The sequence below is a fragment of the Lentibacillus saliphilus genome (assembly GCF_019093865.1).
GTDB classification, from domain to species: Bacteria; Bacillota; Bacilli; order Bacillales; family Amphibacillaceae; genus Lentibacillus_B; species Lentibacillus_B saliphilus.
The window spans coordinates 510,740-536,537 of the sequence record NZ_JABJXD010000001.1; the positions used below are offsets into that span (position 1 = coordinate 510,740).

Annotated in this window: 24 protein-coding genes, 1 tRNA gene and 1 pseudogene; 12 read left to right on the plus strand and 14 right to left on the minus strand. The window is 39.1% G+C overall.

Annotation, left to right across the window (positions count from 1 at the left end; translation table 11 throughout):
- Positions 1-159: 159 nt before the first annotated feature.
- Positions 160-2,796 carry a cation-translocating P-type ATPase gene (locus tag HPC67_RS02650; RefSeq protein WP_217585876.1) on the minus strand — a complete coding sequence of 879 codons (2,637 nt, stop codon included), beginning with the start codon at positions 2,794-2,796 and terminating at the stop codon, positions 160-162.
- Between the two features lie 53 nt (positions 2,797-2,849).
- A complete protein-coding gene (locus HPC67_RS02655; protein WP_217585877.1) occupies positions 2,850-4,190 on the minus strand; it encodes a hemolysin family protein in 1,341 nt (446 codons plus the stop codon).
- Positions 4,191-4,616: 426 nt separating this feature from the next.
- Here HPC67_RS02655 and HPC67_RS02660 point away from each other — a divergent pair, with 426 nt between their 5' ends.
- Complete coding sequence (locus tag HPC67_RS02660) at positions 4,617-6,197, plus strand: MFS transporter (RefSeq protein ID WP_217585878.1); 1,581 nt, start codon at positions 4,617-4,619, stop codon at positions 6,195-6,197.
- 313 nt (positions 6,198-6,510) lie between these two features.
- Here HPC67_RS02660 and HPC67_RS02665 read toward each other — a convergent pair whose 3' ends face one another.
- Complete coding sequence (locus HPC67_RS02665; RefSeq protein WP_217585879.1) at positions 6,511-8,004, minus strand: peptide MFS transporter; 1,494 nt, start codon at positions 8,002-8,004, stop codon at positions 6,511-6,513.
- Between the two features lie 323 nt (positions 8,005-8,327).
- Here HPC67_RS02665 and HPC67_RS02670 point away from each other — a divergent pair, with 323 nt between their 5' ends.
- Positions 8,328-8,780 (plus strand): hypothetical protein, encoded by a 453-nt coding sequence (locus tag HPC67_RS02670; RefSeq protein ID WP_217585880.1) that lies wholly within the window; start codon positions 8,328-8,330, stop codon positions 8,778-8,780.
- Positions 8,781-8,993: 213 nt separating this feature from the next.
- Positions 8,994-10,190 carry a class I SAM-dependent rRNA methyltransferase gene (locus HPC67_RS02675; RefSeq protein WP_217585881.1) on the plus strand — a complete coding sequence of 399 codons (1,197 nt, stop codon included), beginning with the start codon at positions 8,994-8,996 and terminating at the stop codon, positions 10,188-10,190.
- Between the two features lie 81 nt (positions 10,191-10,271).
- On the opposite strand, the gene HPC67_RS02680 is transcribed toward HPC67_RS02675, so the two are convergent.
- From HPC67_RS02680 to HPC67_RS02690, 3 genes are all read right to left on the minus strand, one after another.
- The gene (locus HPC67_RS02680; RefSeq protein WP_217585882.1) at positions 10,272-11,753 is read right to left on the minus strand and encodes an alkaline phosphatase family protein; all 1,482 of its coding nucleotides are present in this window, start codon (positions 11,751-11,753) and stop codon (positions 10,272-10,274) included.
- Positions 11,754-11,789: 36 nt separating this feature from the next.
- On the minus strand, positions 11,790-11,993 hold the full coding sequence (locus tag HPC67_RS02685; RefSeq protein ID WP_217585883.1) for a hypothetical protein: 204 nt from the start codon (positions 11,991-11,993) through the stop codon (positions 11,790-11,792).
- 101 nt (positions 11,994-12,094) lie between these two features.
- Positions 12,095-12,745, minus strand: a complete 651-nt coding sequence (locus tag HPC67_RS02690) for a tetratricopeptide repeat protein (RefSeq protein WP_217585884.1) — start codon at positions 12,743-12,745, stop codon at positions 12,095-12,097.
- A gap of 120 nt (positions 12,746-12,865) precedes the next feature.
- Between HPC67_RS02690 and HPC67_RS02695 the strand changes: the two genes are divergently transcribed.
- Entirely contained in the window at positions 12,866-13,129 is a 264-nt protein-coding gene (locus HPC67_RS02695; protein ID WP_246569590.1) for a hypothetical protein, read from the plus strand.
- A gap of 97 nt (positions 13,130-13,226) precedes the next feature.
- On the opposite strand, the gene HPC67_RS02700 is transcribed toward HPC67_RS02695, so the two are convergent.
- Positions 13,227-13,799, minus strand: a complete 573-nt coding sequence (locus HPC67_RS02700; RefSeq protein WP_217585886.1) for a Maf family protein — start codon at positions 13,797-13,799, stop codon at positions 13,227-13,229.
- Between the two features lie 281 nt (positions 13,800-14,080).
- Here HPC67_RS02700 and HPC67_RS02705 point away from each other — a divergent pair.
- Positions 14,081-14,153 (plus strand) — tRNA-Val (locus HPC67_RS02705).
- A 73-nt stretch (positions 14,154-14,226) separates the two neighbouring features.
- Here the strand turns inward: HPC67_RS02705 and HPC67_RS02710 are convergent.
- Positions 14,227-14,505 (minus strand): annotated as a pseudogene (locus HPC67_RS02710) (tyrosine-type recombinase/integrase); the annotation flags it as partial.
- A 130-nt stretch (positions 14,506-14,635) separates the two neighbouring features.
- On the opposite strand from HPC67_RS02710, the gene HPC67_RS02715 reads away from it, so the two are divergent.
- Entirely contained in the window at positions 14,636-15,151 is a 516-nt protein-coding gene (locus HPC67_RS02715) for a DUF3231 family protein (protein WP_217585887.1), read from the plus strand.
- Positions 15,152-15,340: 189 nt separating this feature from the next.
- On the opposite strand, the gene HPC67_RS02720 is transcribed toward HPC67_RS02715, so the two are convergent.
- Positions 15,341-16,171 (minus strand): manganese catalase, encoded by an 831-nt coding sequence (locus HPC67_RS02720; RefSeq protein ID WP_217585888.1) that lies wholly within the window; start codon positions 16,169-16,171, stop codon positions 15,341-15,343.
- A gap of 594 nt (positions 16,172-16,765) precedes the next feature.
- On the opposite strand from HPC67_RS02720, the gene HPC67_RS02725 reads away from it, so the two are divergent.
- The 5 genes from HPC67_RS02725 to HPC67_RS02745 all read left to right on the plus strand — a co-directional run bounded on the left by HPC67_RS02725 (position 16,766) and on the right by HPC67_RS02745 (position 20,454).
- A complete protein-coding gene (locus HPC67_RS02725) occupies positions 16,766-17,065 on the plus strand; it encodes a hypothetical protein (RefSeq protein ID WP_217585889.1) in 300 nt (99 codons plus the stop codon).
- An 89-nt stretch (positions 17,066-17,154) separates the two neighbouring features.
- Positions 17,155-17,814, plus strand: a complete 660-nt coding sequence (locus HPC67_RS02730) for a DUF5819 family protein (RefSeq protein WP_217585890.1) — start codon at positions 17,155-17,157, stop codon at positions 17,812-17,814.
- A 26-nt stretch (positions 17,815-17,840) separates the two neighbouring features.
- Positions 17,841-18,818: an HTTM domain-containing protein gene (locus tag HPC67_RS02735; RefSeq protein ID WP_217585891.1), complete on the plus strand. Its 978-nt coding sequence runs from the start codon at positions 17,841-17,843 to the stop codon at positions 18,816-18,818.
- A complete protein-coding gene (locus tag HPC67_RS02740) occupies positions 18,819-20,054 on the plus strand; it encodes a transglutaminase-like domain-containing protein (RefSeq protein ID WP_217585892.1) in 1,236 nt (411 codons plus the stop codon).
- Positions 20,055-20,076: 22 nt separating this feature from the next.
- Entirely contained in the window at positions 20,077-20,454 is a 378-nt protein-coding gene (locus HPC67_RS02745; protein ID WP_217585893.1) for a thiol-disulfide oxidoreductase DCC family protein, read from the plus strand.
- Between the two features lie 233 nt (positions 20,455-20,687).
- Here the strand turns inward: HPC67_RS02745 and HPC67_RS02750 are convergent, their stop codons facing one another.
- From HPC67_RS02750 to HPC67_RS02760, 3 genes are all read right to left on the minus strand, one after another.
- A complete protein-coding gene (locus HPC67_RS02750) occupies positions 20,688-21,275 on the minus strand; it encodes a thioredoxin domain-containing protein (RefSeq protein WP_217585894.1) in 588 nt (195 codons plus the stop codon).
- Between the two features lie 286 nt (positions 21,276-21,561).
- A complete protein-coding gene (locus HPC67_RS02755) occupies positions 21,562-21,702 on the minus strand; it encodes a hypothetical protein (RefSeq protein ID WP_217585895.1) in 141 nt (46 codons plus the stop codon).
- Between the two features lie 27 nt (positions 21,703-21,729).
- The gene (locus tag HPC67_RS02760; protein ID WP_217585896.1) at positions 21,730-22,440 is read right to left on the minus strand and encodes a hypothetical protein; all 711 of its coding nucleotides are present in this window, start codon (positions 22,438-22,440) and stop codon (positions 21,730-21,732) included.
- Between the two features lie 668 nt (positions 22,441-23,108).
- On the opposite strand from HPC67_RS02760, the gene HPC67_RS02765 reads away from it, so the two are divergent.
- Positions 23,109-24,041, plus strand: coding sequence for a hypothetical protein (locus tag HPC67_RS02765; protein WP_217585897.1), 933 nt, complete (start codon positions 23,109-23,111; stop codon positions 24,039-24,041).
- Between the two features lie 193 nt (positions 24,042-24,234).
- Here the strand turns inward: HPC67_RS02765 and HPC67_RS02770 are convergent, their stop codons facing one another.
- Positions 24,235-24,924, minus strand: a complete 690-nt coding sequence (locus HPC67_RS02770; RefSeq protein WP_217585898.1) for a class C sortase — start codon at positions 24,922-24,924, stop codon at positions 24,235-24,237.
- Positions 24,924-25,781 (minus strand): class C sortase, encoded by an 858-nt coding sequence (locus tag HPC67_RS02775; RefSeq protein WP_217585899.1) that lies wholly within the window; start codon positions 25,779-25,781, stop codon positions 24,924-24,926. The genes HPC67_RS02770 and HPC67_RS02775 overlap by 1 nt, the downstream gene beginning before the upstream one ends.
- Positions 25,782-25,798: the final 17 nt, after the last annotated feature.

Below are 25,798 nucleotides of genomic sequence, written 5' to 3' on the forward strand. Positions count from 1 at the left end.
AATGTGCTATGCCATGTTCGTATGATACACCTCTCCGCTTCAATTAGCCATAAAATTGTACAAATCAAAAGAGCGATTGCCCTTCCTTTGAACTAGAAGGACAATCACTTTTTTAGAATCGTTGAATGCTTGAGGCTGCGACAGTTCTCTATTGAGGCTCTATGCTCGACGATACAGTTTTTTAACGAGCTCCATGCAAATGACCGCAGCAACAGCTAAGCCTGTTGCAATCGCCCAATCTGTAAAGCCGAAGCTAGCAGGTATATTAAATACGTCCCGGGCAAATGGAAGGATCGTTATACCGTATAAAACAAATCCGAGTCCCACTGCGCCAATCACATATTTATTAGAGAAAAATCCAATCTTGATCGATGTTTCTGTATTTGAACGTGCGGCAAAGGTTTGCAATGTCCGTGACATAATTAAAGTTGTAAATGCCATTGCCACACCCATTTCGTTTGAATGAGATAATCCAATATAGAAGGAAATGATGACAACAATTGCAATTAACGTGCCTCTTGAGAGGACTGTTCTCAATGTGCCACCAGCAAAGATACCTTCATCAGTCGGACGTGGCTTGCGTTTCATCACATTTGCTTCTGACTTTTCCATACCTAATGCAATTGCAGGCAACGAATCATTGACTAAATTAATAAATAACAACTGCAATGCCGTAAATGGATTTGGTAAATTAAATACAACCGCATACAAGATGGCAATGATTGCCCCTAAATTACCGGCAAACAAGTAGCCAATCGCTTTTTTAATGTTATCGAATACCGTCCTGCCTACTTGTACTGCATTAACAATCGACACAAAGTTATCATCCGTCAAAATCATCGCTGACGCATCTTTAGAAACATCCGTGCCGCTCCCCATGGCAATACCTATATCCGCTTGCTTTAATGCAGGGGCATCATTGACACCATCACCTGTCATAGCTGTAACGGCACCTTTTCGTTGCCAAGCTCGGACAATCCTAATTTTATTCTCCGGTGATACACGGGCATAAACAGCGATGTTGGCGATGTTTTCATCTAATTCTTGATCTGACATACGATCGAGCTCTTTACCCGTAATGGCGATATCGTGTTCTTCCATCAATCCAATATCTCGACCAATGGCTTGAGCTGTTGTTTTATGATCCCCTGTTATCATGACCGTTCGAATGCCTGCTGCTTTCGCTTCAGCAATTGAACCATAGACTGCCTCTCTCGGCGGATCAATCATTGCTGTTAATCCGACAAGTACAAAATCATATTCATCGTCATGAGAAACATCTGTTTTATCGTCCGCCAAACGTTTATAACCGTATGCCAGCACACGTAGCGCTTGGTCGGAAAACGCTTCGTTCTTTTCTGTAAATTGCTCGAGCAACTCATCCGTCATCGGCTGTTCTTCGCCATTGACAAATACGTAACTGGACCGGTGAAACATGACATCAGGTCCACCTTTTGCCAAGAGCATTTTCGTGCCATTAATCGTATGGACCGTTGACATTAATTTTCGATCCGAGTCGAACGGCAATTCAGCTTCTCGGGGATATGTTTGGCGCAATTCTTCATAAGGATGGCCATGATTATTTGCAAACTGAATTAATGCAACCTCAGTTGGATCACCAACCTCTTGACCATCCTGATTTATATAAGAGTCATTACAAAGCGCTGCGATATAGACGAGTAAACGCTCTTCTTTCTGCCAATCATCTAGATGATCGGGCAGGTCCTTCCCCTCTTTAAACGGTAGAAAATGATCCGTAACAGTCATCTTGTTTTGAGTTAGTGTGCCTGTTTTATCCGTACATATGATCCGCGTTGATCCTAACGTCTCTACAGCAGGCAATTTACGAATGATCGCATGCTGCTTGGCCATTTTATTCGTTCCAACAGATAACACAATCGTAACAATCGATTGTAGTGCTTCTGGAATTGCTGCAACGGCAACAGCCACAGAGAACATCAGCGCATTTAAAAGAGCTGTTGTCGTATCTGTTTCAGAATCACCTAACCAAATACGTGCAGCTTGAACTGCAAAAATGATGATACATAAAATCAGAATTCCGACGCCTAATGTTTTACTAAAGCTATTGAGTTTCTGCTGTAATGGTGTTTCTTTTTGCTCTGCCGTAGAGAGCAGCTCGGCAATTTTCCCAACCTCTGTTGCCGCTCCAGTGCCGGTGACGACAATGGTTCCACGTCCATAAACGACTAATGAGCTACTATAGACCATATTACGCCGATCACCTAAAGCAGCCTCTTCCTCAATGGACTCTGTCGATTTTTCTACGGCTTCTGATTCACCCGTAAGCATGCCTTCATTGACTTTAAGAGAACCACTTTCCAACACCCGTCCATCAGCAGGGATATAATCGCCCGCTTCTAAGTAAACGATATCGCCTTGAACGAGCTCTTTTGCGGCAATCGTCTGTTTAATACCATCACGCATCACGTTCGCTTCGGGGGCCGACATATCTCGTAACGCCTCTAACGAGCTTTCTGCCTTTCTTGTTTGTACGACACTAATAATGGCATTTATAATCAGTACTAGGAATATAATGAGTGATTCCACCCATTCCCCAAGTAGGATTTGAATACCTGCCGCAGCTAAAAGAACAATAACCATTGCATCTTTAAATGTATCTAAAAACAGCTTCCACGTTGGCACTTTTTCTTTATCCTCTAACTCATTATACCCGTCCCGCTCAAGTCGTGATGTGACCTCTTGTTTAGATAAACCTTGTTCAGTTGAATCGACTGCTTCAAGAACGTCTTCGGTTTTCTTTTGGTAAAATTCCATATTCATAGCTCCTTGCTTGTTCGGTTTTGTAAACTTGTTTCATATGTAATGTGTTATGCGTTATTTTCTTTGTCATTTTTCTCGATATCTTCAACACGACTTACTAACACCTTATCGACAAGCACATGATCCATATCAACAATTTCTAGTTTTAATCCAGCTATATCAATACTATTCCCTTCTTTAGGGATATTACCTATTTCATTCGTCATGAAACCTCCCAAAGTTTGAAAAGAAGTATCGATTATAATCGCTTCATCTACCAAATCCTCTAAATCAAAATATCTTATAAATAGATCAAAGCCGACTTGCCCATCCGCCAACCAGGATCGATCATCACGTTGCATAATCGTTGCGCGTTCTCTTTTATCATCGCTTTGTATTTCACCAACGATCGTTCGCATAAAGTCATTTAATGTGACAAATCCTTCTACACCACCATATTCATCAACGACAACCGCTTGATGGTATCCGGATTCCTTCAACGTTTCAAGCGATTGAAATACCTTTACATGTTCCGGCAGCATTAATGTTTGTTCAATACAATCTTCTATCGTAAATTCTTCCCCAGCGTACAGCTTCGAAAATACATTTTTAGTATGGATGATACCTAAAAAATGATCTAAGCTCCCTTTTCCGACCGGGAAGCGCGAATAATCACTTTCACTAATAATCCGCATGTTTTCTTCAAAGCTACTTTCAATATCTATCCACGTTAGTTGCGTTCGAGGAGTTAAAATATCACTTAAACGTTGATCTCCCATAAAGAAAATCTGGTTAACCATTTCATGTTCAATTTCCTCAATGCTTCCACTATGGACACCTTGTTCTATCATTTGTTGGATTTCTTCTTCCGTTACATCTGGCTCATTACTCGTTTTTACACCTAATCCCTTTAAGGTAAGTGATGTTGAATGGTTTAACACCCATATGAGCGGTTTCGCAATTTTCGAGAAAAAATACATCGGTTTGGCAACGACGAGCGCCACCTTTTCTGGATTGGTTAAACCGATTTGCTTCGGTGTTAATTCTCCGATGACTAACGTTAAAAATGTCGTTAGCGTTACGACAAGCACCATACTGATTTCCGTGCTCCAAGGTGCGATAAAAGCAATCTTACTTAAATAAACACTTAAATCATCCGCAATCGCGGCCCCACCAAAAGCACCAGAAATGATCCCAATTAACGTAATACCAATTTGAATCGTTGACAGCAATTCACTAGAGTTTTCAGCTAAGTAAAGGGCTTTTTTAGCCCGAGTATCGCCTTCTTTAATTTTTTGTTCCAATCGTATCTTTCTTGACGTCACAATTCCAATTTCCGTCATCGCAAAAATACCATTCGCAACAATTAAAATGAGCAGAATAATAATCGATACTGCTAAACTATCCATGTCTACACCTGTCCTTTTATCTCTCTTTAGTCCACTAGGTTCTATCGAATGAAGCATAAGGCTAGCAAACGTAATCGTAGACTCTCAAATACGTTCTATCTTCATTTTGCCACAATATAGATCAGAATCCTATTATGATTCCTTCGTATTCGGAAATTTTTTTGAAACCTTCTTGGTGCTCATACAAGCATTAGAAATGTCAAAAAAAGATTAGATGAATGTAGGTATTTTGAAAAGCCTAACTGACAAACGTTGAAGAATGGACGATCAAACGTTTGAATGGTATGTTATCAATGGCAAACATATTCTTTATAATTTATGCATTCATATATAACAACAATACCCACGTTATCATCCATTCACACTCTGTTCATAATCGCCCATTAATATAAAGGGATGTTAGCGTTCATTAGGGAGATGAAGATAATGGCGACACATAGAAAACAAACGAATACCAATTTAGCATTTATAATTCTCTTAATTGGCGTCTTTATGGCGGCGCTCGACAACGGGATTATAAGTGCTGCTTTAACGACGATTAACACGTCATTTGAAGTTACCCCCGTTCTCGGATCTTGGGGCATTACAATTTATACGCTAGGACTTGCGGTAACAACACCGATTGTTGGTAAATTAGCTGACCGCTATGGTCGCAAGAAGCTCTTCCTGATCGAAATTGCAATCTTTACAATTGGTTCACTCGGTGTCGCCCTAAGTCCAAACTTTACACTTTTTCTAATATCACGACTCGTCCAGTCATTCGGTGGTGGCGGTATTTTCATTATTGCAAGTGCACATGTCCTTAGTACGTTTGACAAACAACGTCAAGGCCGCATGCTCGGAATGCTCGGTGGCATGAATGGGATTGCATCAGTTATCGGACCAAATGTTGGCAGTTTTTTAATTGATGTCACTGGAAGCTGGCATTGGTTATTTTTAATAAACGTTCCGATCGGTATTGGCTTACTCATCTTCGGTTGGAAATCGTTAACAGAAACAAAACAAGCTGTTCTTTCCAGAATAGATTTTCTTGGTATTACGTTATTGTCCTTATCGATTTTAACTGTAATGTTTGCGATTAATATCGGGGCTAGCAGAACTACCGGCACACCGCTTGAATGGCTCGTTTTTGCCCTTCTTATTGGTGGAATTGTTGTATTTACGGCATTTCTGTTTGTCGAAAAACGGCAGGAGCGCCGAGCGATCGATGCCATTCTTCCTTATAGCTTATTGAGAAAACCGACTTTTGCGATGACAATGGTACTCGCTTTATTGTCGGGAACGTTTATTGGAGCCGTCATTTTCATACCTTCATTTGCACAGCAGATCCTCAGCATCTCAGCCGAAAAATCAGGCTATTGGATGACACCTTTAGCACTGGCATCTGGAATCGGAGCCGGGGGTGGCGGGTATTTTGTCGATAAAATGGGGCCCGTTAAAACAATCGTCCTAGCCGGATTGATATCCATTGTAGGATTTGGCGGATTGGCATTGCTAACAGCAACAAAGCTAACATTTATCGTGTTTTCTGTTATTGCAGGGATTGGTTTTGGCTTTGTACTCGGCGCACCACTAACTGTTTTAACGTCTAATGCAGCTGGAGAACAAAAAGGATCCGCAATCGGTACGCTCAGTGTTTCTAGGCAGATCGGATTAACGCTCTCACCAGCTATATTCGGGGCATTTATCCAAAACGGCTTCTCCAAACTCAATACACTCATTCCAGAAAAGCTCGAAGCACATGCCGTTGCTCAAACAGACCTACCCGCAGAAACGTTACAGCAAATCATGTCATCTAGCAGCTATGGAAATATGCAGCAGACGATCGATCAGATTCCGTCCACGGATGTGAAAGCAGCCTTACAAGAAGCGTTTTCCACTGCCGCTCACAGCGCCTATGAACCGATATATCTGTTTGCCGCAGCGATGGCAAGCGCAATGATCATCATCGTCCTTATCTTTCGCAAGCAATTTAATCAAGATGTAGAAACGAGCCGTGACGAATAACATCACACGGCTCGTTTCTTAAATAACACAATTTAAAAAATATATTGTTCTACACATTAGGATAGAATCCTAACTATAAAGAAGCAGGTACATAAAATAAAGTTTAATCGAAAAGACGATCAATGCTCAACATTAGCTCCGGAAATATACGAAGACTCCTGCGGGAGGAAGGCATAGGTTAGACCCCGCAGTGCATTAGCACGAGGAGGCTTACCAGCCGCCCGCGGAAAGCGTAGTATATTTCCGGAGCGGTCGTACTGTTCGCTTTTTTCGATTAGTCAAACCTCTTTTGTCCCAGTCTTTGATTACAAATCTATTTGACACCTCTCATGAAGCTTTGAATCTTTGGTGATGACATATATAAGATGACACCGAGTAAAATTGAAACACCGCCTATAATCCCAAAGTAGAGAATTTCTGTATCAGGTGTGTACAATTTTACTATTTGCGCATTGATCGCTTGAGCTGAAGCATTTGACATAAACCATAAGCTCATCGTCTGAGCTGAGAAAGCACTCGGTGCCAGTTTCGTTGTCGCTGATAAACCAACAGGCGACAAGCACAGCTCACCAATAACAACGAATAAGAAGCTCAATACGAGCCATATTGGACTCACGAGCGTATCCACACCACCGAGCCATGCAGGAATGATCATAACAACAAATGATAGTCCCGCAAAAAACAGACCATAAGAAAACTTCTTAGATGTTGACGGTTGACGATCACCTAATTTCACCCACATACCAGCAAAAATAGGTGCCAGTGCAATAATAAACAATGGATTCAATGATTGAAACCATGAAGACTGCAGTGTCATACCAAAGACACTTAAGTCCGTACGCTTATCCGCATATTCTGCCAAAATAATAGACCCTTGTTCCGCAATTGCCCAAAATACCATAGCAGCAACAAAAAGCGGAATATAAGCGAGTAATCTTGATTTCTCATCTTCATTCGTTTTCGGACTTCTGTACATGACAATAAAATATAAAGCCGGAATGACAATACCTAAAATACTAACGAGATAGGTAAAGCGATTGATTGTCAAAATACCTGTTGGAACTGTAATCGCTGCAAGTAACATAATAACTACAGTTCCCAGTGCAAAACGGCCAAATACTTTCTTTTTTTCATCTTGAGCGAGTGGATTAGGCACATACGTACCAGCTAAGCCAAGGCTTTTTTTCTGTGTAATGAGAAACATCACTAAACCGAGGAACATACCGATCGCAGCCGTACCAAAACCAAGATGGTAATTGTATTCCTGTCCAATCGTTCCGACAATAAATGGTGCAATAAATGCGCCCATATTAATGCCCATATAAAAAATACTGAAACCAGAATCACGGCGATTATCTTGCGGGCTGTACATATCCCCGACAATATTAGAAACATTAGGCTTTAATAAACCTGTCCCTATTACAATAAGAAACATCGATATAAATAGTGCTGTTTTTCCTGCTGGCAAAGCTAGAATAATATGCCCGAGCATGATGAGTACCCCACCATGAAACACGGTTCGTTGTGCGCCAAGTAAGCGGTCAGCGATCCACCCACCAATAATACCTGACATATAAACGAGAGACCCGTAGATGGCCATGATAGACTTTGCAGTGCCATCTTCAATGCCAAGTCCCCCTGAGGAAACTTCGGTATACATAAAATAAAGTAGTAGTGCGCGCATCCCGTAATAAGAGAATCGTTCCCAGAACTCAGTAAAGAATAACGTAAACAATCCTTTAGGGTGTCCAAAGAAACCTGTCTGCGGGACGCTGTTCACGATTTTGTCTTTGCTCATGCTAGTCATTGAACACGTCTCCTCTGGATGTAGTTTCATGAAAATCTATGACAATTCTATTCTTCATTTTTTATAATGTCAATTAATAGATTTTTCCACTATTTAATGCACATTATTTATGAAATACATATGAAAACAATAAGAACTTGTGATGTTTTTCGTATAAAAGACATATCCTTATAAAAAAACTATACAAAGCTATACATGAGTCACTTTATGTACAGCTAACTTTTCCGACTTTAGTCGCATTTAAAACCACATTCAATATGCTATAATGTTATTTGTCTGTTTTAATGTTTAGAAAATAAAATGTTTAAATGGAGGTGAAAAATATGGAAGACAGTGTTGTTTTCGCTATGTTTGCTGGCTTTATGATCTTTTTTTTCATCCTAGGCATCATCTCAATCATAGGTTACATCCTTATGGCAATCGGCCTGTTTAACATTGCGAAAAAATTTGGCATGAAAGACAAAGCATGGTTGGCGTGGGTTCCAATTGCCAACATGCTTCTTCTAACAATGCTCGTTGAAAATGACGTTCATGAATCGATTAGAGGAAAACTGACCTTAATCACGGGGATTGCATTGGTATCTTCTATTTTATTAGCATGGTTAATACCACCATTATATTTCCTACCGGTTATTTTCGCTCTTTACGCGTTTTATTTTGTTGCAAAACGATTTTCTAAAAATGAAGTCGCGCACGTCGTCATCGCAGCAATTACTGGTGGATTATCACTGTGCATTCAACTGTTTATGTTTGGTAGACGCGAGCCGATTCAATAACTGGCTGAATATTGGACTGGTATAGGTGACCACCTTGAGCTTAAGTGCCATTCACCTTGCCAGTCCTTTTTCATCTCATGATACATACCTTCCCCTCCCTTAGCAGCATTCAGTAAGCTGTCCACTAGTTATCTGCTCTATTCCTTTGTTTTTTAGCTTCAATCATGGGATAATAACAAACAACATAAGACACTTAGCGAAGGATGACACACATTGAAAAAAATATACAATCTCCCTGTAAAACAGGCGTACACCGATCTATACCAAAAAGGATACCCGCTCATTAAAAAAGATACGCTTAAAAATAAGGACGTCACGATATCTGAAGGCAGCCTCATACATCTGGTCGATGATAAACAGCGCTTTATCGCAAAGGGCTATTACGGCAAACAGAATAAAGGGATTGGCTGGGTGTTAACCAATAAAGAAACAGAAGTAATCGATACAGCTTTTTTCAAGAAAATGCTCGCCGCTGCCTTGAACAAAAGGGCTCACTTTTTCTCTGACCCCGATACGACAGCCTTTCGTGTTTTTAATGGCGAGGGTGATGGCATTGGCGGCATGACGATTGATTACTTTGCCGGATTTTATTTAATCCATTGGTATAGTGAAGGAATTTATAGCTTTAAAGAGGAAGCTCTTCAAGCATTAGAGGAGCTCGGTAATTTCAAAGGGATTTATGAGAAAAAACGCTTTGATACGAAGGGGCAATACATCGATGATGACGACTTTGTCACTGGCGAACGAGGAGAATTTCCACTTATTGTGAAGGAAAACGGCATGAACTATGCGATTGATTTAAATGATGGGGCGATGGTCGGTATGTTTCTCGATCAACGCGATGTAAGACAAGCTATTCGCGACCGTTATGCGAAGGAAAAGTACGTTTTAAATACATTCTCCTACACGGGCGCATTTTCAGTCGCCGCTTTATTAGGAGGAGCGTCCAAGACAACAAATGTCGATCTCGCCAAACGAAGCAAACCAAAAACAATTGAACAATTTAGTGTTAATGGACTCGACTTTGAGGCGCAAGACATCGTCGTCATGGACGTGTTCGATTACTTTAAATATGCCAAACGAAAGCAACTGACGTTTGACATGGTCATTCTTGATCCACCTAGCTTCGCGCGTTCAAAAAAACACACATTTAGTACAGCCAAAGACTACCCAGACTTAATGAAAGAAGCGATTGCAATTACGGGAGACAATGGCATCATCGTCGCCTCCACCAATAACGCGACATTCAATATGAAAAAGTTCAAAGGCTTCATTCAAAAAGCTTTTAAAGAAACGGGAACATCTTATAAAGTGCTTGAGGAATTTTCCCTTCCAACAGATTTTCATGTGGATCGACGCTTTCCAGAAGGCAACTATTTGAAAGTGCTTATTATAAAAAAGGGTAAATAACGATGAGATCGGCGGACCGGTAAGTGGTGCGCCGATTTTTTTACGGACTCGCCGATTACACGCTATCACATCAATCGCCTACTATTCCCCCTCTCTATTCGCCAGTCCGACGACAAATGATTTCAAGTCTATAATTCGCGCATGAGACGGACGCTCGTCTGTGCCAGCAATAATGAGTGGCACATGAGACTCCTGCTTATGCAAGGAGCCATGCGCCGCTCCACTTATATGAGATGGGGTCAATTGTGCCTTGAACTCACAGCCTGGCTTTGCATTGACGACAATATAGCGACCTTTATGCGAATTTAAAGCGCCATGTAATCTAGCCAAGGCATCAGGAAAATCGCCGTACAGAAGGTGCGCATCATCATTTTGTTCAATATTAAGGAGCGCCAAATCCCCCTCGACATGCCAAGTTTGTCCATACGAATCAGTATACGCACCATTGGACCGAAAATATAACTCCCCTGTCCCCATGCCAGAAACGACACGGACACCTCCCTTTTCTTTCCATGCAATGATGTCGATCCGTTCATCCTTCTTTAAATGCTCAACGAGCGTGTCCATATTGAGTGTGTCTCTCAAAGCATACACATACGCCATTCGCTGATTAACACAAATGGCTACCTCATCCTTTTCAAGAGACGGGTGTTGTATGTGAGCGATTTGGTAATCCTTCAATAGCTTCCTTAGATCAATAACAACGTCATGATGATCAGTGCCTGTAGCAGAATGTCCGTTATCACCAATGATGATCCACACATTTTGCTTAAGTGCATCGTCCCAGCTATTATACAGATTTAGAATTTTTTGCAGCCGCCGATCTATTTTTTGAATCATTTTCATATCTGTTGGGCCTTTGAAATGAAGACGTAGGTCCATATCTTGGAAAACGCAAAATGTAAACTCTGGTAACATGTCGTTACGTATGAGATGCGCAAGATCGCGTGCTACATATTTATAGTTACCTGCAGCAACTTGACTCGGAAATCCTTTAGATCGCAATTTCCCAAAAGTCCCGAGTGAGAAAAATGACGGTGTTGACGCTGTCCATTGCCCTTCATTTGTAAAAGGTGTCAATGCTCTCAAAAGCTTTGGCACACGCAATGTCCTTTTTAGGTGTCCGCGGTATACAAATGAATTAATTGAGGCCGACGTACATCCACTTTTATCCAGTGCTTCATAAATTGTTTCAACATCGTCACTTAAATGCACCTCATTCAGCATGTGGAGCATGTTGTAAATCGACTGACGCACCCCAATACGAAATGTTTCACGAAATCCAGTCCCATAATTCACAAACGTCTCGTTTTCAACATCGAACCAATTTAATCCAGCTATGCGATGCGCATCTGCATAGGTTCCTGTTAACAAACTACTGTCAATGGTCACAGACATCGTTGGAAATGACGTCACCATATTGGGCGTATAATGACCATTCTCCACAAAAAACTTTAAGGCTGGCGCACGACCCGTTTGCATCGCCATTTCAAGTGAAGCTGGCATAAGTGAATCAATATTAAGCATGATGATAGGCTTTCGATTGTGTTCATCTCGACTCATCGCATTCATCCTCTGTATATATCATAGTGGCATAAATTATGAAGGATTATTTTTATTTGCCATGGACTCAGCATTTTTCTGCTTCACCGCTTCAACGTCTGTATCACTGTATATATGCGTGCCTCTACCACCAGTCGTTTGGGCAATATAGGCCTTTGCTTCGTTATACGTTAGTCCAGATTTGCGGCTTTGGTTTATCATTGCTTCCTGATCCACATCCGAATTATTATTTTTATCCATAGAAATCCCTCCTTATTGGTGCGCTTAGTTTATGTCATCACCTTTAAGGTATACAAAAAGCACATGCCTAATCTAAAAGGCACGTGCTCATTTTCATATACCTATTGAGTGAGCTTAGATAAAGTTTCTTCTATTTCGGAAACTGCTTTCGAATGGGCAGCTTGCTGAAAATAATGCTTAGCTTGTTCGTAATGCATTAGGGCAGCCTGTTTTTCACCTGTCTTTACCGCAATATCTCCAAGACAGCGCCACGCACAACCAATCGCAATCTGATCCTTGGACTGAAGGGCATGATCGAGTGATGCTTGGATGAAGTGCTCCGCATCAAAATATGCGCCTTGAATGAAATGAATATAACCTCGCTCATAAAAATTGGCAGCATACCCGAGATGAAAATGGGGATATTTCGCATCATAAACCATCTGCTCTCTTGAAAAATTATAAAGTGCTTCATCATAGCGGCCGGCCATGCGTTCAACCATTGCTAGCTGATGATAAGCAATCGCCTCATTTTCCTGATCTCCTTTTTTAACCGCCAAGTCGATCAGCCTCAAATACAGATCGCGCGCTTCCGAAAAATGCCCTTGCTCACTTTTAACATAGCCTAATCCGTGTAATGCTTGTTCAAATAATAGTGATGCTTGATCATCAATGCCATCAAGACATTCGAGATATAAAATTTCTGCCTGTTTTAAATTCCCCTGCTCCAAAAAAGTAAACGCCCGTTGAAGCCGCTGTTTAATCACCTTCATACACTTATCCCTCCTTTTATACCGCTATCTCGCTACCCACTTTTCATCGTTGCTTATATGTTACATAAATCTCTTATCATCAGGACACACTATGCCTATTCTATTGAAGAGGTGATCATGTTGTCCAATGAAGCATTTGACCAATCAATTCAGGAAGCTCATGCATCTATAAAAGCGGCTCAAAAGGCGATCGACCAAGCCCAAGGTAGTGATGAAGATGTGATTGAACAGGCACAAAAGCAGCTCTTTAAAGCTGAACAAACTTTGCAAGGCGTTCAAGCTAGTGCCGGATCATTTGCAAATGAAAATCCCCAATTCCAACAGGCATTTGAACAATTGCATAACGCACGGGGAGATATACAGGAGCTACAACAAAACCAATAAGATACATTTTAAAGCAGACATGCCCTCTTTCTATGGCGGGCATGTCTCATTTCTAATTCACATTCATGTTTATTACAAAAAGACAAATATCCCAAAATTACTGAGGATATATTTCAAATTCCTTTAATGCCTTGACTGTGCGCGATAGCGGCAACCCGACAACATTAAAGTAATCCCCTATTATGCCTTTTACAAATACCGCACCTTGACTTTGAATGCCATAGGCGCCCGCTTTATCATAAGGATCATCGGTTGATATGTACCAATTTATTTCCGCTTCTGTTAGCTCATAAAATTCCACTTGCGTCCGCTCAACAAAAGTAACTTCATGATCTGAGGAACGAATCATAACTCCGGTATACACGTCATGTGACTTACCACTTAAAGCAGACATCATTTCGCGCGCCTCATGTTGATTCTGAGGTTTTTCAAAAATAGAGTTATTATAGGAGACGACCGTGTCAGCAGCTAAGATCACTTCATCTGAATGCTTCAGATGGACATGTCTCCCTTTTAGCATTGCCAACTGCTTCACTTTATCAACCGGATCTATTGTCATGACTTGTGATTCATCAACATTGGCCGGACGTACAACGAACGGTACATTGACTTGGCGCAACAGCTCCTGACGCCGAGGCGATGATGATGCTAATATAAGTTGTTTACGCATTCTTTTAGGCCTCCCTTCAATAGACGAATTGTCCGATTAGCTCTCTCCATGATATAATTGACTTCCTATGTATCATGGTTAACCGCACTTTAAACGTTGGATTGCGCGTGTTTCAATTAAAAGTTGTTTCTATATACATGATTATTGTACTGAACGAATCGATGTTTTCCAATCGATAATAATCACCTGAAACTTTTTTCAAATAATCTATTGACTTTAAGACCCAAATTACATATACTATTATTTGTCGACAGAAACACAGCACCACAACTTAATCCCATGATTCCGTAGCTCAGCTGGGAGAGCGCTACCTTGACAGGGTAGAGGTCGTTGGTTCGAGCCCAATCGGAATCACTACTTGTACAGGAGCCTGTAACCCATACGCATCAAGGGTTACAGGCTTTTTGTATTTACTGATACAGTTCAGTTATTTGACAGGATTACCCGTGTTTTTGTCATTTGCTAACATTTTGCTAACATGAGTCTCTAAAACCCCATCAAATAGATCCGCAACCTCATGCTGTTCATCAGGTAATAAGTGTGCATACGTTTCAAGTGTTATCCGTGGGTTAGCATGTCCTAACCGTGCTGAGACTTTAACAACGTCAACATTATTTGCAATTAATATGGATGCGTGAGTATGACGCAAATCGTGAAATCGAATTTTTGGCACATCTATTTGTTTACAAAGCCTACTTAAAACTCGAAGAACATTCCGGGGATCTTGACATCGTTATACGACATCAACTAACTTCTTCTGTTTTAGATGAATACTGCTTTTAGTTAAGGGGTAATATAGGTTTGTAATATAATAATTCAACTCTAGGAGGATGATTATGGGAATTCTGAGTGGAAATCCTACTAATGAGCCTATGCACTATGGAGAGGTATTTGCTACCTGGACAGCTTTACAAACCGTCAAAGGTGCTATTGCTGCCTATCAAACCAAACTGAATCATATTGGAGATAATGATTTGTATAAGTTGATGGAAGACATGATCAGTCAGGGGAAACAAGAGGAAAAACAGCTTGAACAATTGTTAAAGGATAATGGTGTTGGTTTACCACCAGCTCCACCAGACCGTCCTAAAGCGAAATTAGAGGAGATCCCAATCGGTGCTCGTTTTCAGGATCCAGAGATTGCTGCTGCGATTGCGCGTGATAATTCTATGGCATTAGTATCTGCCAGTCAGGTAATGGGCCAGTGTATCAGAGAAGATATTGCTATGATGTTTGGTCAGTTCCATACTGAAAAAGCAACTTTCGGTGCTAGAATTCTTAGATTGAATAAGGAAAAAGGTTGGTTAATTCCACCTCCTCTTCACCATAGTCAAGCTGATGAAGAGAAATAAATCAATTGTCCTCTCACGTTGTAGGAGCATTGTAAGTAGATTTAAAAAGTCGCTTGATATAAGGACTTCTTAAGAGCTACCTTAAAAATACTGTTAACAGACGCTATATTAAAAAGCGCACGGTTTTCCTGTGCGCTTTTTAATCTTCTAGACAAATTATTTGTCAATGTTCATAGTGTGATGTGCATTTTAATTGCTCCTCATATTTAAAGGAGGCGTTCCATGAATGAAGGCTGGTGCAGGTTGTAACTCTGGTTTTTGCCCCATTGCTTTAGGGGTTTTCACATACTCAAATTGTGATTTCCCATCTAAGGACTGCCCCTTCGCCCATCGTCCATCTGCACTTTCTTCACCTGATGAAAAATTCATAAAGGCATAGGACACTTCTTGTTTTTCATAAGACTGAAAAGAACTTGGTACAACTGCTCCTTGTGTTTGTTCAAGTTCTTCAATCGCTGCCATCCATTGATTTTGATGCATGGTATCTCTAGCGATTAAAAAAGAAAGCATGTCTTTTACACCAGGATCTGTAGTCATTTCATAAAGACGACATACTTGAAGTCTTCCTTGAGATTCAGCATTTAAGTTAGCTCTAAAGTCAGCTAGCAAATTTCCACTTGCAACTGTATAACGTGCGGTCCAAGGGTAACCTACACTGTCATTTGGTTGAGCACCTAATCCATTTACAATAGCATGCTGAGGGTTCATTCCACCAAGTACCGCATGAACAGCTGGATCTCCAGCTGCGGCATCTTGTTCATTAGCTGGAGCACCATCTAGAAGCTGAGCAATCATCGTGGCAATCATCTCAACATGAGCAATTTCTTCCGTAGCAATATCTAAAATCATATCCTTATATTTAGATTCTGCGCGGCAGTTCCACCCCTGGAAAAGATATTGCATCATAACAGACATTTCGCCATATTGCCCGCCTAAAATTTCTTGCAACTTTTTAGCGTAAACAGGATCTGGCTGAGAAGGCTTAGCATTATATTGTAGCTCTTTTACATGGTTAAACATTTTCCTCACCTCAACAATAAAAGTATGATACTGATTTAGTTTTTAACTTCTAGAATGATTTATTCTCATTATGCACTGTAATTATTTTACAATTTTTCAGCGTATTTTGTTTGCAGCACAGCATTTGCATAAGGGTTACAGGATCCCTATATTAGGATTTCATAAAGCCATTTCCGAAAAAGATACTTCCCTTTTAGATAACGCCGTCTTCGGCCCGTTAAGTTATACCCGTTATAAACGTTATCGTCCTACTTACATAAAGCACTTAGATTCCTAGACAGTAGGAGTCGCAATCATCTAGCTAAAAAATTACAGAATGCAATTACGCATCATCCATCCAAAGCTACTTTATTAATAGAGATACAAAGGGACGTTTCTAATGACTCACTTACAAAAGTGAAGCATTATAATCGTCCCCTTTTTTCATTCTACTTTAGTCCAAAAGAACTAGTTCTATTGAAATACAACCTTTCAAAATATATGTAATAATTGCAACAATGCTACTGTTTTTATAGAATTATATTGTTTTAAATTTTTAGATATAATATAATGTGCCTATCCTTGCAAGGGATCTTTTTACAAAGGGGGGATATGATGAAGAGAGCATTTATCGCAGTATTAATCGCATCATTGCTTATTACCGGGGGAACGATTGTCTCAGCTGACGCTACTAAAAGCTTCAATGTAGAACAAGCGAACTTTGAAACATCTACGAAAGTAGAAGAAGTGAATCCAGAAGCTGTTCCAGCAGTTGTTGGTGTTGCATTTGCAGCAGGCGTTGCATATAAGCTTGGGACAAAAGCCGCTGGATGGGCTTGGGACAAAGTAGCTGGTCGATGGGAAATGCCACAGCAACATGAGTATAGTACGGAACTAGACGTTATCTTTGACTAATTAAAAACGGAAGTAGAATAAGAAAATTATAACCGTAATTTCTTTTATTCTACTTCCCTCTTACATTTGGATAGGAGCGGACGAACAATATGAAAAAGAAGATATATATAGTGTTAATATGCATGTTGTCTTTATTTACACTTTTTCACTTTGCAATCATATTTATTTCAACAGGTCCATTAAACCCTGTGTCCTTGCAATTTAAAAATTTCACCGACAATTATAAAACGCCCCTGTTATACCAGTCATGGAATCTATTTGCTCCAGATCCTGTCTCACATACTGATGGTATTGCGATAAAAGTTAAAAACAAAAATGGCGAAGAATCAGATTGGTTTGATATCGGTAAGCCTTTGTTAGAACGTAATCAAGAAAATAGCTTCAGTCCATTTAATCGAGCTGCAAGAGTGCCAACTGGATTAATTCAAAATTTATATGAGCAGGATGAAATATTAAATAAATATAATCAAAAAGTGAAAGAAAGTGATACAAATAACACTAGTAAAGTTAATAGCGATGAAATTGATGAGACATTAAATGAAAAACAAATGGAAGTGCTTTATAGATTCAGTTTTTCTATGGCGCAATTAATTGAGCAGCCAGATCATATTGATCAAGTTAAAGTTAGATTAATAAATAACCCGCCTGTACCCTTTTCCAAACGAAACGACAACACTTTCAAGCCTAACGATTTATATGTGGAATATGATTGGAGAGATTATGAGACAGTAACGTCCATTAAAAAATAGAAGCTGCATTGAAAGAGGTGTGAACAATGTTAAAAAATAAATTCAATAAATTATACGATCAGCTAACACATTATAATCATCTAAAAGGCGCAAGCTTGTTAAGAATGTTATTCGGCATCATAATTTTATATAACTATGTAATAAATTATAGTATTCGACATTTCTTTTGGTTTGATACTGGTATTATTTCTGATGACATATACAATTCTACCAATCACGTATTTCTGTCGATATATGCGTTAAATGATTCCCTTCTTTATTTTGAAATATTGTATCACGCTGGTATATTTTTTGCCCTACTGTTCACATTTGGATTCGGCGGGAAATTTATCCATGTGCTAAACTACATTTTCTTTCTATCAATAGTTAGCAGGAATCCTTTAATTACTGATGGTGGGGACAACATAATGGTCTTGTGTTTACTGTACATGACTTTTATGAACACAACTGCTTATTTTTCGTTTAAGTTCAAGCAAAGACCGAGCATGCCTTTACTAAAGATCCCTCCAGAAATCAAAGCGATTTTTCATAACTTCGCAGTATTATTTGTCATCATTCAAATTTGTATTATGTACTTCCTCTCTGCTACCTTTCAAATTATGGGGGAAAAATGGAATAACGGAACTGCCTTATATTACATCCTTCAAGTTGATACCTTTTCTAAGCCATTTTGGGCAGAGATTTTAACAAGTAATGTTTTTCTGATCGTGTTATTCACTTATGCATCCATAGTAGTTAAATTAGCCTTTCCTTTTTTATTGTTTAATAGATGGACGAAATATATCGTTGTCGTGATGATGATAGGGTTTCACCTAGGTATTGCACTTGCAATGGGATTGGTAACATTCTCAGCAGCTATGATCGCAATTGAAGTGATATTATTTTCAGATGATGAGTACGACAAAGGGTATAGCCTTATTAGGAAAAACAGACTCGTTAATAAGATGAATAAACGAAAAATAACAAATTTGCGACCTAGCTCTATCAATAATGAGGTGGTTTAATTGAAAAAACAAAACTATAAAATCAACTATTCCTACAAAAATACGACTCATGATCATGTTGAACTATGGTTTTCAAAACCTAAGGAAGCCAATACACAACAACATATCACAATTGACTCAAACATCGAACCCGAAAAAATAACCGAATATCGCTTTTTAAATACTATTTGGTATTTTAATTTAAAGCCTAACCAAAAGTTAAATATCTCTATTAAATATTATGGCAGTCATAAAGATCATCGTTTTCCCGCCTCCATAACGACTGAGGAAAAGAACTTTTTCTTAAGATCTACCAAACTAATACCAGTAAATGAAGAGATAAAAAAAGAAGCCGAGTCGATCGTTGGTAATGCTCAAACAGATATGGAAAAAGCAAAAATGATCTACCTACATCTGACCAAGACTTACAAATATTCCACTCGCTTTGATGAAAGAGGTGTCTCTCATTTTATAAACAGAGGAAGCGGTGATTGTGGTGAGTTTGCAGCATTATTTGCGTCTTATTGCCGATCATTAGGCATTCCTACAAAAGTACTTTATGGGACCTGGGCACTCAAGAAATTCTCACCCCATTCTTGGAATGAAATATTCATTGATAAAGAAGGGTGGATTCCGATGGATGCTAGCATGGGGCGGATAAAGCCATACTATCACCCTCTTATCAACATATCTACTTCGATATATTACGGTGCTTTTCAAAATAAAAACAAATACTTCGGAGATCACGAGGGAAAAAGGTTTGCATTCTCCATAGAACCTGAAAGGGAATTAGCTCCAGCATATCAAGATGCTACTGATTATTCAGACCTTGTCATAAAAAACTGTGTTGACCATAAAGAAATTGCATGGGGATTTGAATCCTTTGATGGTAAAGCCCCATTTTTACAACCAATTTATCCGCGAATCCATAGTAAAGAAAAGAAAACATCCTATCCAATGTTATTTGGGGAATGGAAAGGAAAGCATCTTCAATGGTATAAAAATCTAACTTATCAAATTAAGACAGTGAGCTTCAATTTCGGATTTGCGTTGCTTTTGATGGAAGTCATTAATGAATATATTATACGCGATATGATGTTGTCTACAATTTTACCACTGCTATCATCCCCTCTTATATTGTTAGCGACAATAATGTCCTTAATCAGAAAAGAAGGGAATGTACTCATTTATACACTAGGTATCATATATATATTTGCCTTTATCGGTGTCTTGGCAACATATTTGGGCATTGATTGATACTTTGGACGGAGTGATTAGAATGAACGTTCTGATTTACGATGGAGAATGTAATATGTGTAGTCGATTTATTAGGCTAGTTGTTCGTATGAATAAAAATCCTGATTTAAAAATCACAGATTTTAATAGCCAATGGACCAAAAATAACTTTCAACGTAATCCTGACGTAGATAGTATGATATATATTTACAACAATAAAACATATATTTACTCTAATGCGGTTATCCATTTGTTAGCTTCAATCAATTGGTTTTTTAAGCCTATAATAATAACAAAAATAATACCTAAAAAGATCAGGGATGCTGTTTACCAGTATGTAGCTAAGAGAAGGAGGGAAATTATAAAAAATAAAGCATGCCCAATGATGACTCCCAAGATGAAGGATATGTTTTTATCATAGGTTATGTCACATCTGGAACGAGAATATACGAGCCCAAAGAAACAAAAAGCTTAGTCTATTTTATTAAATTAGCTTAGTGAAACTGTAGCCTTTAAGTGTATTCATCTTAAATTTGCTATCAGGAAAAGGTCCGATGATTTTTTCGCTGCCATTCAAAAACCCTAACGGAGCGGATCACCCCGCAACCGTTAGGGTTTTTTAGCAATATTTCGATGATGCATCAGATGGACAAGCTACTCATTTAATAGCGATTCAACGTCATCTAAGTTCATCGGATCTTCAACTTTTTCGCCATTTAAAATAACAGTTGGTACGAATTCAATATCATATTTACCCTGTATTTCTTCTGTCTTAACATCGATATCAACCTCATCGTTTAATCGATCCATGTCCAACTCGTGCTCATCGAGAACAATTTTAATGTATTGGTCGGTACCCCATTGGTCATCTTCCTCAAGTGAATCTTTTAAAATATCAAACGCCACATCAAAATATGAAGCGGGATAATGCTTCTGCAAATTATGGTCCAAGCTTGCTAAACGAACAGAGGCTTCATTTAAGAAACCAACACTGATCATACGAAATTTCACTTTTCCTGAATCAATCCATTCATCCTGTACCGTCGGCAAATAATCTGCCATCCATATAGAACAATAAGGACATGAGTAATCAAAAATAAAAATCATCTCATTCGGAGCAGCCTTGTCTCCTAAAAACACACTGTTATCTTCTTTCTTGTCTTCATCTGCTGAATTGCTGCAAGCTGATAACGCAATCATCACCATTGTAGCCAGCAACACCAGTCGTAACAGTTTTTTCATTATGTATGCACCTCTCGAAGTTTATGTCTTTAGCCTACTACTTACATATTAAAATATACTACTTCCATAGTGTTACGTCCACGAGAGGCTAGACATTTCAAAAACATCAACATATAAAAAAGTCGTTCCATTATGTTTTCAGATAACACACATAAGAAAATAACAAATGCAAAACAAAACCCCACCTAGGTCCAGATGGGGTTTTGCATACGTTTATTCTGTGTCTATTATAATAATCAAGTTAAGCCTTTAGTTGTTGTCGATATGAAGCTATTAAATTCACGATCTACTCATCGATCACGTCGGATATGTTTTCAGTGTGCACCTCGTTACCTGAATCCATACCATTAAATAGACCAAATCCAATTGACAAAGCTGCCGCACCAACAAATATGACACTCACAATAATCCAAATTAACTTTTTCATAAAAATCCTCTCTTTTCATGATATTATTTACAAGTTAATAAGGTATCCGCCAGCCGTGTTCCAATACGTACCCCAAACTTTTTGCTCTTTACTTACTACAATTGGCGTCCACCTTGCGAAGGCACCTTCCCAAATTGTTGTGCTATAAGCCCGAACCGATGTGTGATAATGACTTCTAACATCTTTAGTAATTTTTACACCGAAATTGTAGTTTGTTACATACGCCCCATTACCATATGTGCTTGTAACTCGGTAGCCATTATGCGTATACCTCACATAAGAACTAAGCTTTGTGATCTTAAGTCCAAATATCTCTTGGGTAACCGTATAAGTTGCTCTACGGTAATACGTTGCCTGCAGATCAGGGACTTCTTCTACCCCCTCATCTACAGTAATAGTCAAATCTTTCCGAATCAATACATCGCCATTTTTTAAAGCCACAGATTCCCCTGCATTTAGTGCGTTACTCTTCTCTATTAATGCTCTGAATAATTCTGGATCATTCAAGTACTGAATCAGCTTCTCTTGTTTAACGCGGTCAAGTGCTTTGAATTCCTTCAATAATTGGTTCGCTTCCTGATCATGCTTTGCCAATTCTCCTAAATGCTGTGTGTAACCTTCAACTGACTGAAGAACCCCCTGTTTACCATGCGATGCAGCAGATACACTAGAAGCAATTCCCAAAACAGAAACAACTAAGGCCAAGGACAGAAGTAGCATGCCAACTTTTTTCATCATACTTCTTCACCAACCTTTCTGTGTTTGTACTAATATATGAGGTTGGTTTTAAAATATTACATGAAATTTTTGGTTTTTAAAAAGTATTTAAACTGTCAATCATCTCGAGTTATGAGAAGGCTGAATCGGTAATATTTCAAACAGTTTCGATATAAGGTTTATATTTGGCATAGGTATTCCATGGCGAACATTGCTTCTATGACTTGTTACAAGGTAAACGTGGGATTGTCTTATGTATATATTTTGAAGGATTGAATCGAAAGTAAATATATGAGCAGCGCCCCTCGGTCAAATTTGTGGTTGCTCTTATAAGAAGTCAAAACGCGGTGTCAATCATTCAACTACATTTGGTGGAATTTATATTGGAGTCTGCTCTTCGTGAGCGGAGAAATCAGAATAACATGATCTTAATTGTTGGTCACCTCCATTGTCATGACATTACTATATATAATCCATTCGATATTGACACGGCAAACTCCTGCTAAATTTTCATTTCATATAAAATTAAATGAACAACTATTTTTTCTAATTCGTCGATTCTTATAAAATCAACGAAAATTTAACCACTGTTTAACCTCGATTCATTAAGATATATCCATATAACAGTTTAGGAGCTGATTTTTTTGACCAAACGCATCACCCTTATATGTTTTGGATGTGTACTATTATTGCTTACAACATCATGTGCCTATCTTGAAGATTTCGTTATGGACAGTGGCGAACAAAGTGATAAGAATGATGAAACACCTCAAAATGACATGACGGCTAGCGTACAATTGCCAGATGATTTTCCTGATGATGTTCCTTTTCCGAAATCTTATACGATCTACAATGTCATTGAAGATAAAACCGCTCACACGACAACAGTTATGTATGAGACAAAGGACATGACGAAAGACGACCTGAAATTTATGTACGATAGTTTTGGCATAAAAAAAGCGTATGAAGTCACCCGCGACGAACTCGCGAATGGCAATTATCATTTAGAATTCAAGGGGGATGACACCACCTTCACAATTGCAATTCATAACACGAATATACCAACCGTTTCTGTCACGTACGGCACCACAGAAGAGGTTGAGGCTCAAGAGACAAAGACAGACGAAGATCAAGAAGAGGTCGCATCTGAAGATCACCAACAAGATGACGCTGGAAACAATTCGACAAATAATACTGATTCAACTGAAGAAAAAAAGGATGATAATAGTACAGATAAAACCCATATGTTCTCAGATGTCCCTCATGTTGGAATTCTTGAAGAGCTTACATTTATTCAGACTGCAGAATTGCCACAACGAGATTTCCCTGACTATTTCCCATTTCCTATAGACTCGGAAGTATACCTCATACAAGAATTTGATGAAGGTCATCAAGACGTCATTAAAGTTCGTACAGCGCTTTACAACACAAGCATATATGACCTTGACCTTATCTATTCAGCTCTATATGAAACACTGAATTGGGAATATGAACTACACCTTTTGTCAGACACCAATTTCCAGATGACATTAATGAATGAGCCTGAAGAATTTTTTATTAATGTGTTTAAAGATGCAAACGGACAACTGTATTTAGATGTCGATTATTCTGTATCGAAATAACATTGAACTTAAGATCATTGTCTATGTTTCGTAAAAGCGCATGTAAAAATTGCTCCCCAGTTCATTAGACCTAGGGAGCATTATTTTGTATCACTTACAAAAGTATAATCAGCAACCGTAATAACAAAAAAGCTTACCGTCTCATTGGTAAGCGTCACAGAACATATTATAAAGGGGCATGATGACGAGCACTTCACTTTTCTGATACCCGTTCGGCATGAACTAAAAGTCTATGACTATTTGATCCGTATGGATGACAGGTAATTAGTGATGCGCGGTCTTCAGTATCCGTAATTTGTAAACTGTCTGTTTCATGGGGTAGAACGATTTCAACATCATATACCCGATATTCTAGTTTGTCTTCGAGTGTATAAATGAAAAATGTGTCCCCACGCTTTAACTCATCCAAATGGCGAAACATTACCTTCGTCCCCATTCCGCGGTGTCCTGCCAACACGGTGTGTGTGCTGTTGCCACCGATTGGAAGTGATGAGCCTTCTACATGGCCTACACCTTTTGACAATTCATTTTCCGTCGAACCTAAATAAATTGGGATTTCCAAGTCGAGCTTCGGAATTTCGATAGAAGCAATATTCGTGCCGTCATCAGGTGTATCCTTACACTCCTCGATGCGGCTTCTGTCATACGCTTCTGTAAATGGATCATGTAAGCCGTCCTCATTGTTATAAATGGCTTCATTGCATTCTTTAACGGAATTAACGTGATGATTGATCTCTTCAGGAGGCATTAACTCAACAGTTTCTTTAAATTGTTTGACGTGTGATTTTTGAATTTGCTCGTTCACCAATTGAGCACCGTGTGGATAAATAAGGATCACCAGACCAATGAAAAATAATATTACAATCCAGAAGTTCTTTTTCATCATAATCCCTCTTTTAATCGCTTTCTCTTACGATACGTAAAAAATAATATAATCAACACGAGTGCGATCACACCGATTATAACAAGTGACCATTCTGATATAGGTTGAGCATTGGAAGACGAACCTATGTCTGTTGATTGATCTGAGGCAAATGAAGCGACTTGTTCTTCCATTGGAACGCGTTTGCCACGTACCAAAAGACGATGGGTATTAATCATATAAGGTTCACACGTAATTAAAGTTACGTAGTCTTCATCTTCCTCCATCTCTAGCCAATTTGTTTCGGATGGTAGTACCACCTGGATGTCATCAACTTTATAAGCAAGGGTCTCATCAAGCGTATGAATGTAAAAATGTTCATTCTCACCGACTTTGTCTAAATCACGAAAAAGCTTGGCACTCGGCAAGCCACGATGAGCTGTTAATGCTGCATGAGAGCCGTCTCCACCAATCGGTAATGACGAATTTGACATGTGTCCGATCCCTTGTTCAAGTACGTCATTGCTCACACCATGGTAGATCGGTAGATTCACATCAATACTCGGTATTTCTAGACTGCCCATCGATTCACCGACATTGAGCATGTTAAAATAGCCCGAAGCGACTGTCTGGTCTTCACCTTGATCTGAGAAGGGATCTGTCAATGGGGTCGCAGTTTCATTAATTTTTTCATTATATGTCGCTGCTTGTTCACGCAAATTATTTTTTTCATCATCCGTCATTTGTTCTAATGCGGCTTCATGCTTCTGTATCGCTGTATGGTGTGCTTGTGTGCTCATCCAGTTTCCAATAATAGGATAAGAAAAAACCGCCAAGCCGATTATGAAAATAAGTGGAATGATAACTTTCTTAATCAATATGAATCCATCCTTTG

What these genes read in the sequence shown, in the direction of transcription:
- HPC67_RS02650 (WP_217585876.1), bottom strand. Translation starts at nt 2,796, where the DNA reads ATGGAATTTTACCAAAAGAAAACCGAAGACGTTCTTGAAGCAGTCGAT.
- HPC67_RS02690 (WP_217585884.1), bottom strand. Translation starts at nt 12,745, where the DNA reads ATGAAGGTGATTAAACAGCGGCTTCAACGGGCGTTTACTTTTTTGGAG.
- HPC67_RS02660 (WP_217585878.1), top strand. Translation starts at nt 4,617, where the DNA reads ATGGCGACACATAGAAAACAAACGAATACCAATTTAGCATTTATAATT.
- HPC67_RS02685 (WP_217585883.1), bottom strand. Translation starts at nt 11,993, where the DNA reads ATGGATAAAAATAATAATTCGGATGTGGATCAGGAAGCAATGATAAAC.
- HPC67_RS02755 (WP_217585895.1), bottom strand. Translation starts at nt 21,702, where the DNA reads ATGAAAAAGTTAATTTGGATTATTGTGAGTGTCATATTTGTTGGTGCG.
- HPC67_RS02665 (WP_217585879.1), bottom strand. Translation starts at nt 8,004, where the DNA reads ATGACTAGCATGAGCAAAGACAAAATCGTGAACAGCGTCCCGCAGACA.
- HPC67_RS02725 (WP_217585889.1), top strand. Translation starts at nt 16,766, where the DNA reads ATGAAGAGAGCATTTATCGCAGTATTAATCGCATCATTGCTTATTACC.
- HPC67_RS02700 (WP_217585886.1), bottom strand. Translation starts at nt 13,799, where the DNA reads ATGCGTAAACAACTTATATTAGCATCATCATCGCCTCGGCGTCAGGAG.
- HPC67_RS02680 (WP_217585882.1), bottom strand. Translation starts at nt 11,753, where the DNA reads ATGAGTCGAGATGAACACAATCGAAAGCCTATCATCATGCTTAATATT.
- HPC67_RS02770 (WP_217585898.1), bottom strand. Translation starts at nt 24,924, where the DNA reads ATGAAAAAGAACTTCTGGATTGTAATATTATTTTTCATTGGTCTGGTG.
- HPC67_RS02750 (WP_217585894.1), bottom strand. Translation starts at nt 21,275, where the DNA reads ATGAAAAAACTGTTACGACTGGTGTTGCTGGCTACAATGGTGATGATT.
- HPC67_RS02730 (WP_217585890.1), top strand. Translation starts at nt 17,155, where the DNA reads ATGAAAAAGAAGATATATATAGTGTTAATATGCATGTTGTCTTTATTT.
- HPC67_RS02760 (WP_217585896.1), bottom strand. Translation starts at nt 22,440, where the DNA reads ATGATGAAAAAAGTTGGCATGCTACTTCTGTCCTTGGCCTTAGTTGTT.
- HPC67_RS02735 (WP_217585891.1), top strand. Translation starts at nt 17,841, where the DNA reads ATGTTAAAAAATAAATTCAATAAATTATACGATCAGCTAACACATTAT.
- HPC67_RS02720 (WP_217585888.1), bottom strand. Translation starts at nt 16,171, where the DNA reads ATGTTTAACCATGTAAAAGAGCTACAATATAATGCTAAGCCTTCTCAG.
- HPC67_RS02670 (WP_217585880.1), top strand. Translation starts at nt 8,328, where the DNA reads ATGGAAGACAGTGTTGTTTTCGCTATGTTTGCTGGCTTTATGATCTTT.
- HPC67_RS02655 (WP_217585877.1), bottom strand. Translation starts at nt 4,190, where the DNA reads ATGGATAGTTTAGCAGTATCGATTATTATTCTGCTCATTTTAATTGTT.
- HPC67_RS02745 (WP_217585893.1), top strand. Translation starts at nt 20,077, where the DNA reads ATGAACGTTCTGATTTACGATGGAGAATGTAATATGTGTAGTCGATTT.
- HPC67_RS02715 (WP_217585887.1), top strand. Translation starts at nt 14,636, where the DNA reads ATGGGAATTCTGAGTGGAAATCCTACTAATGAGCCTATGCACTATGGA.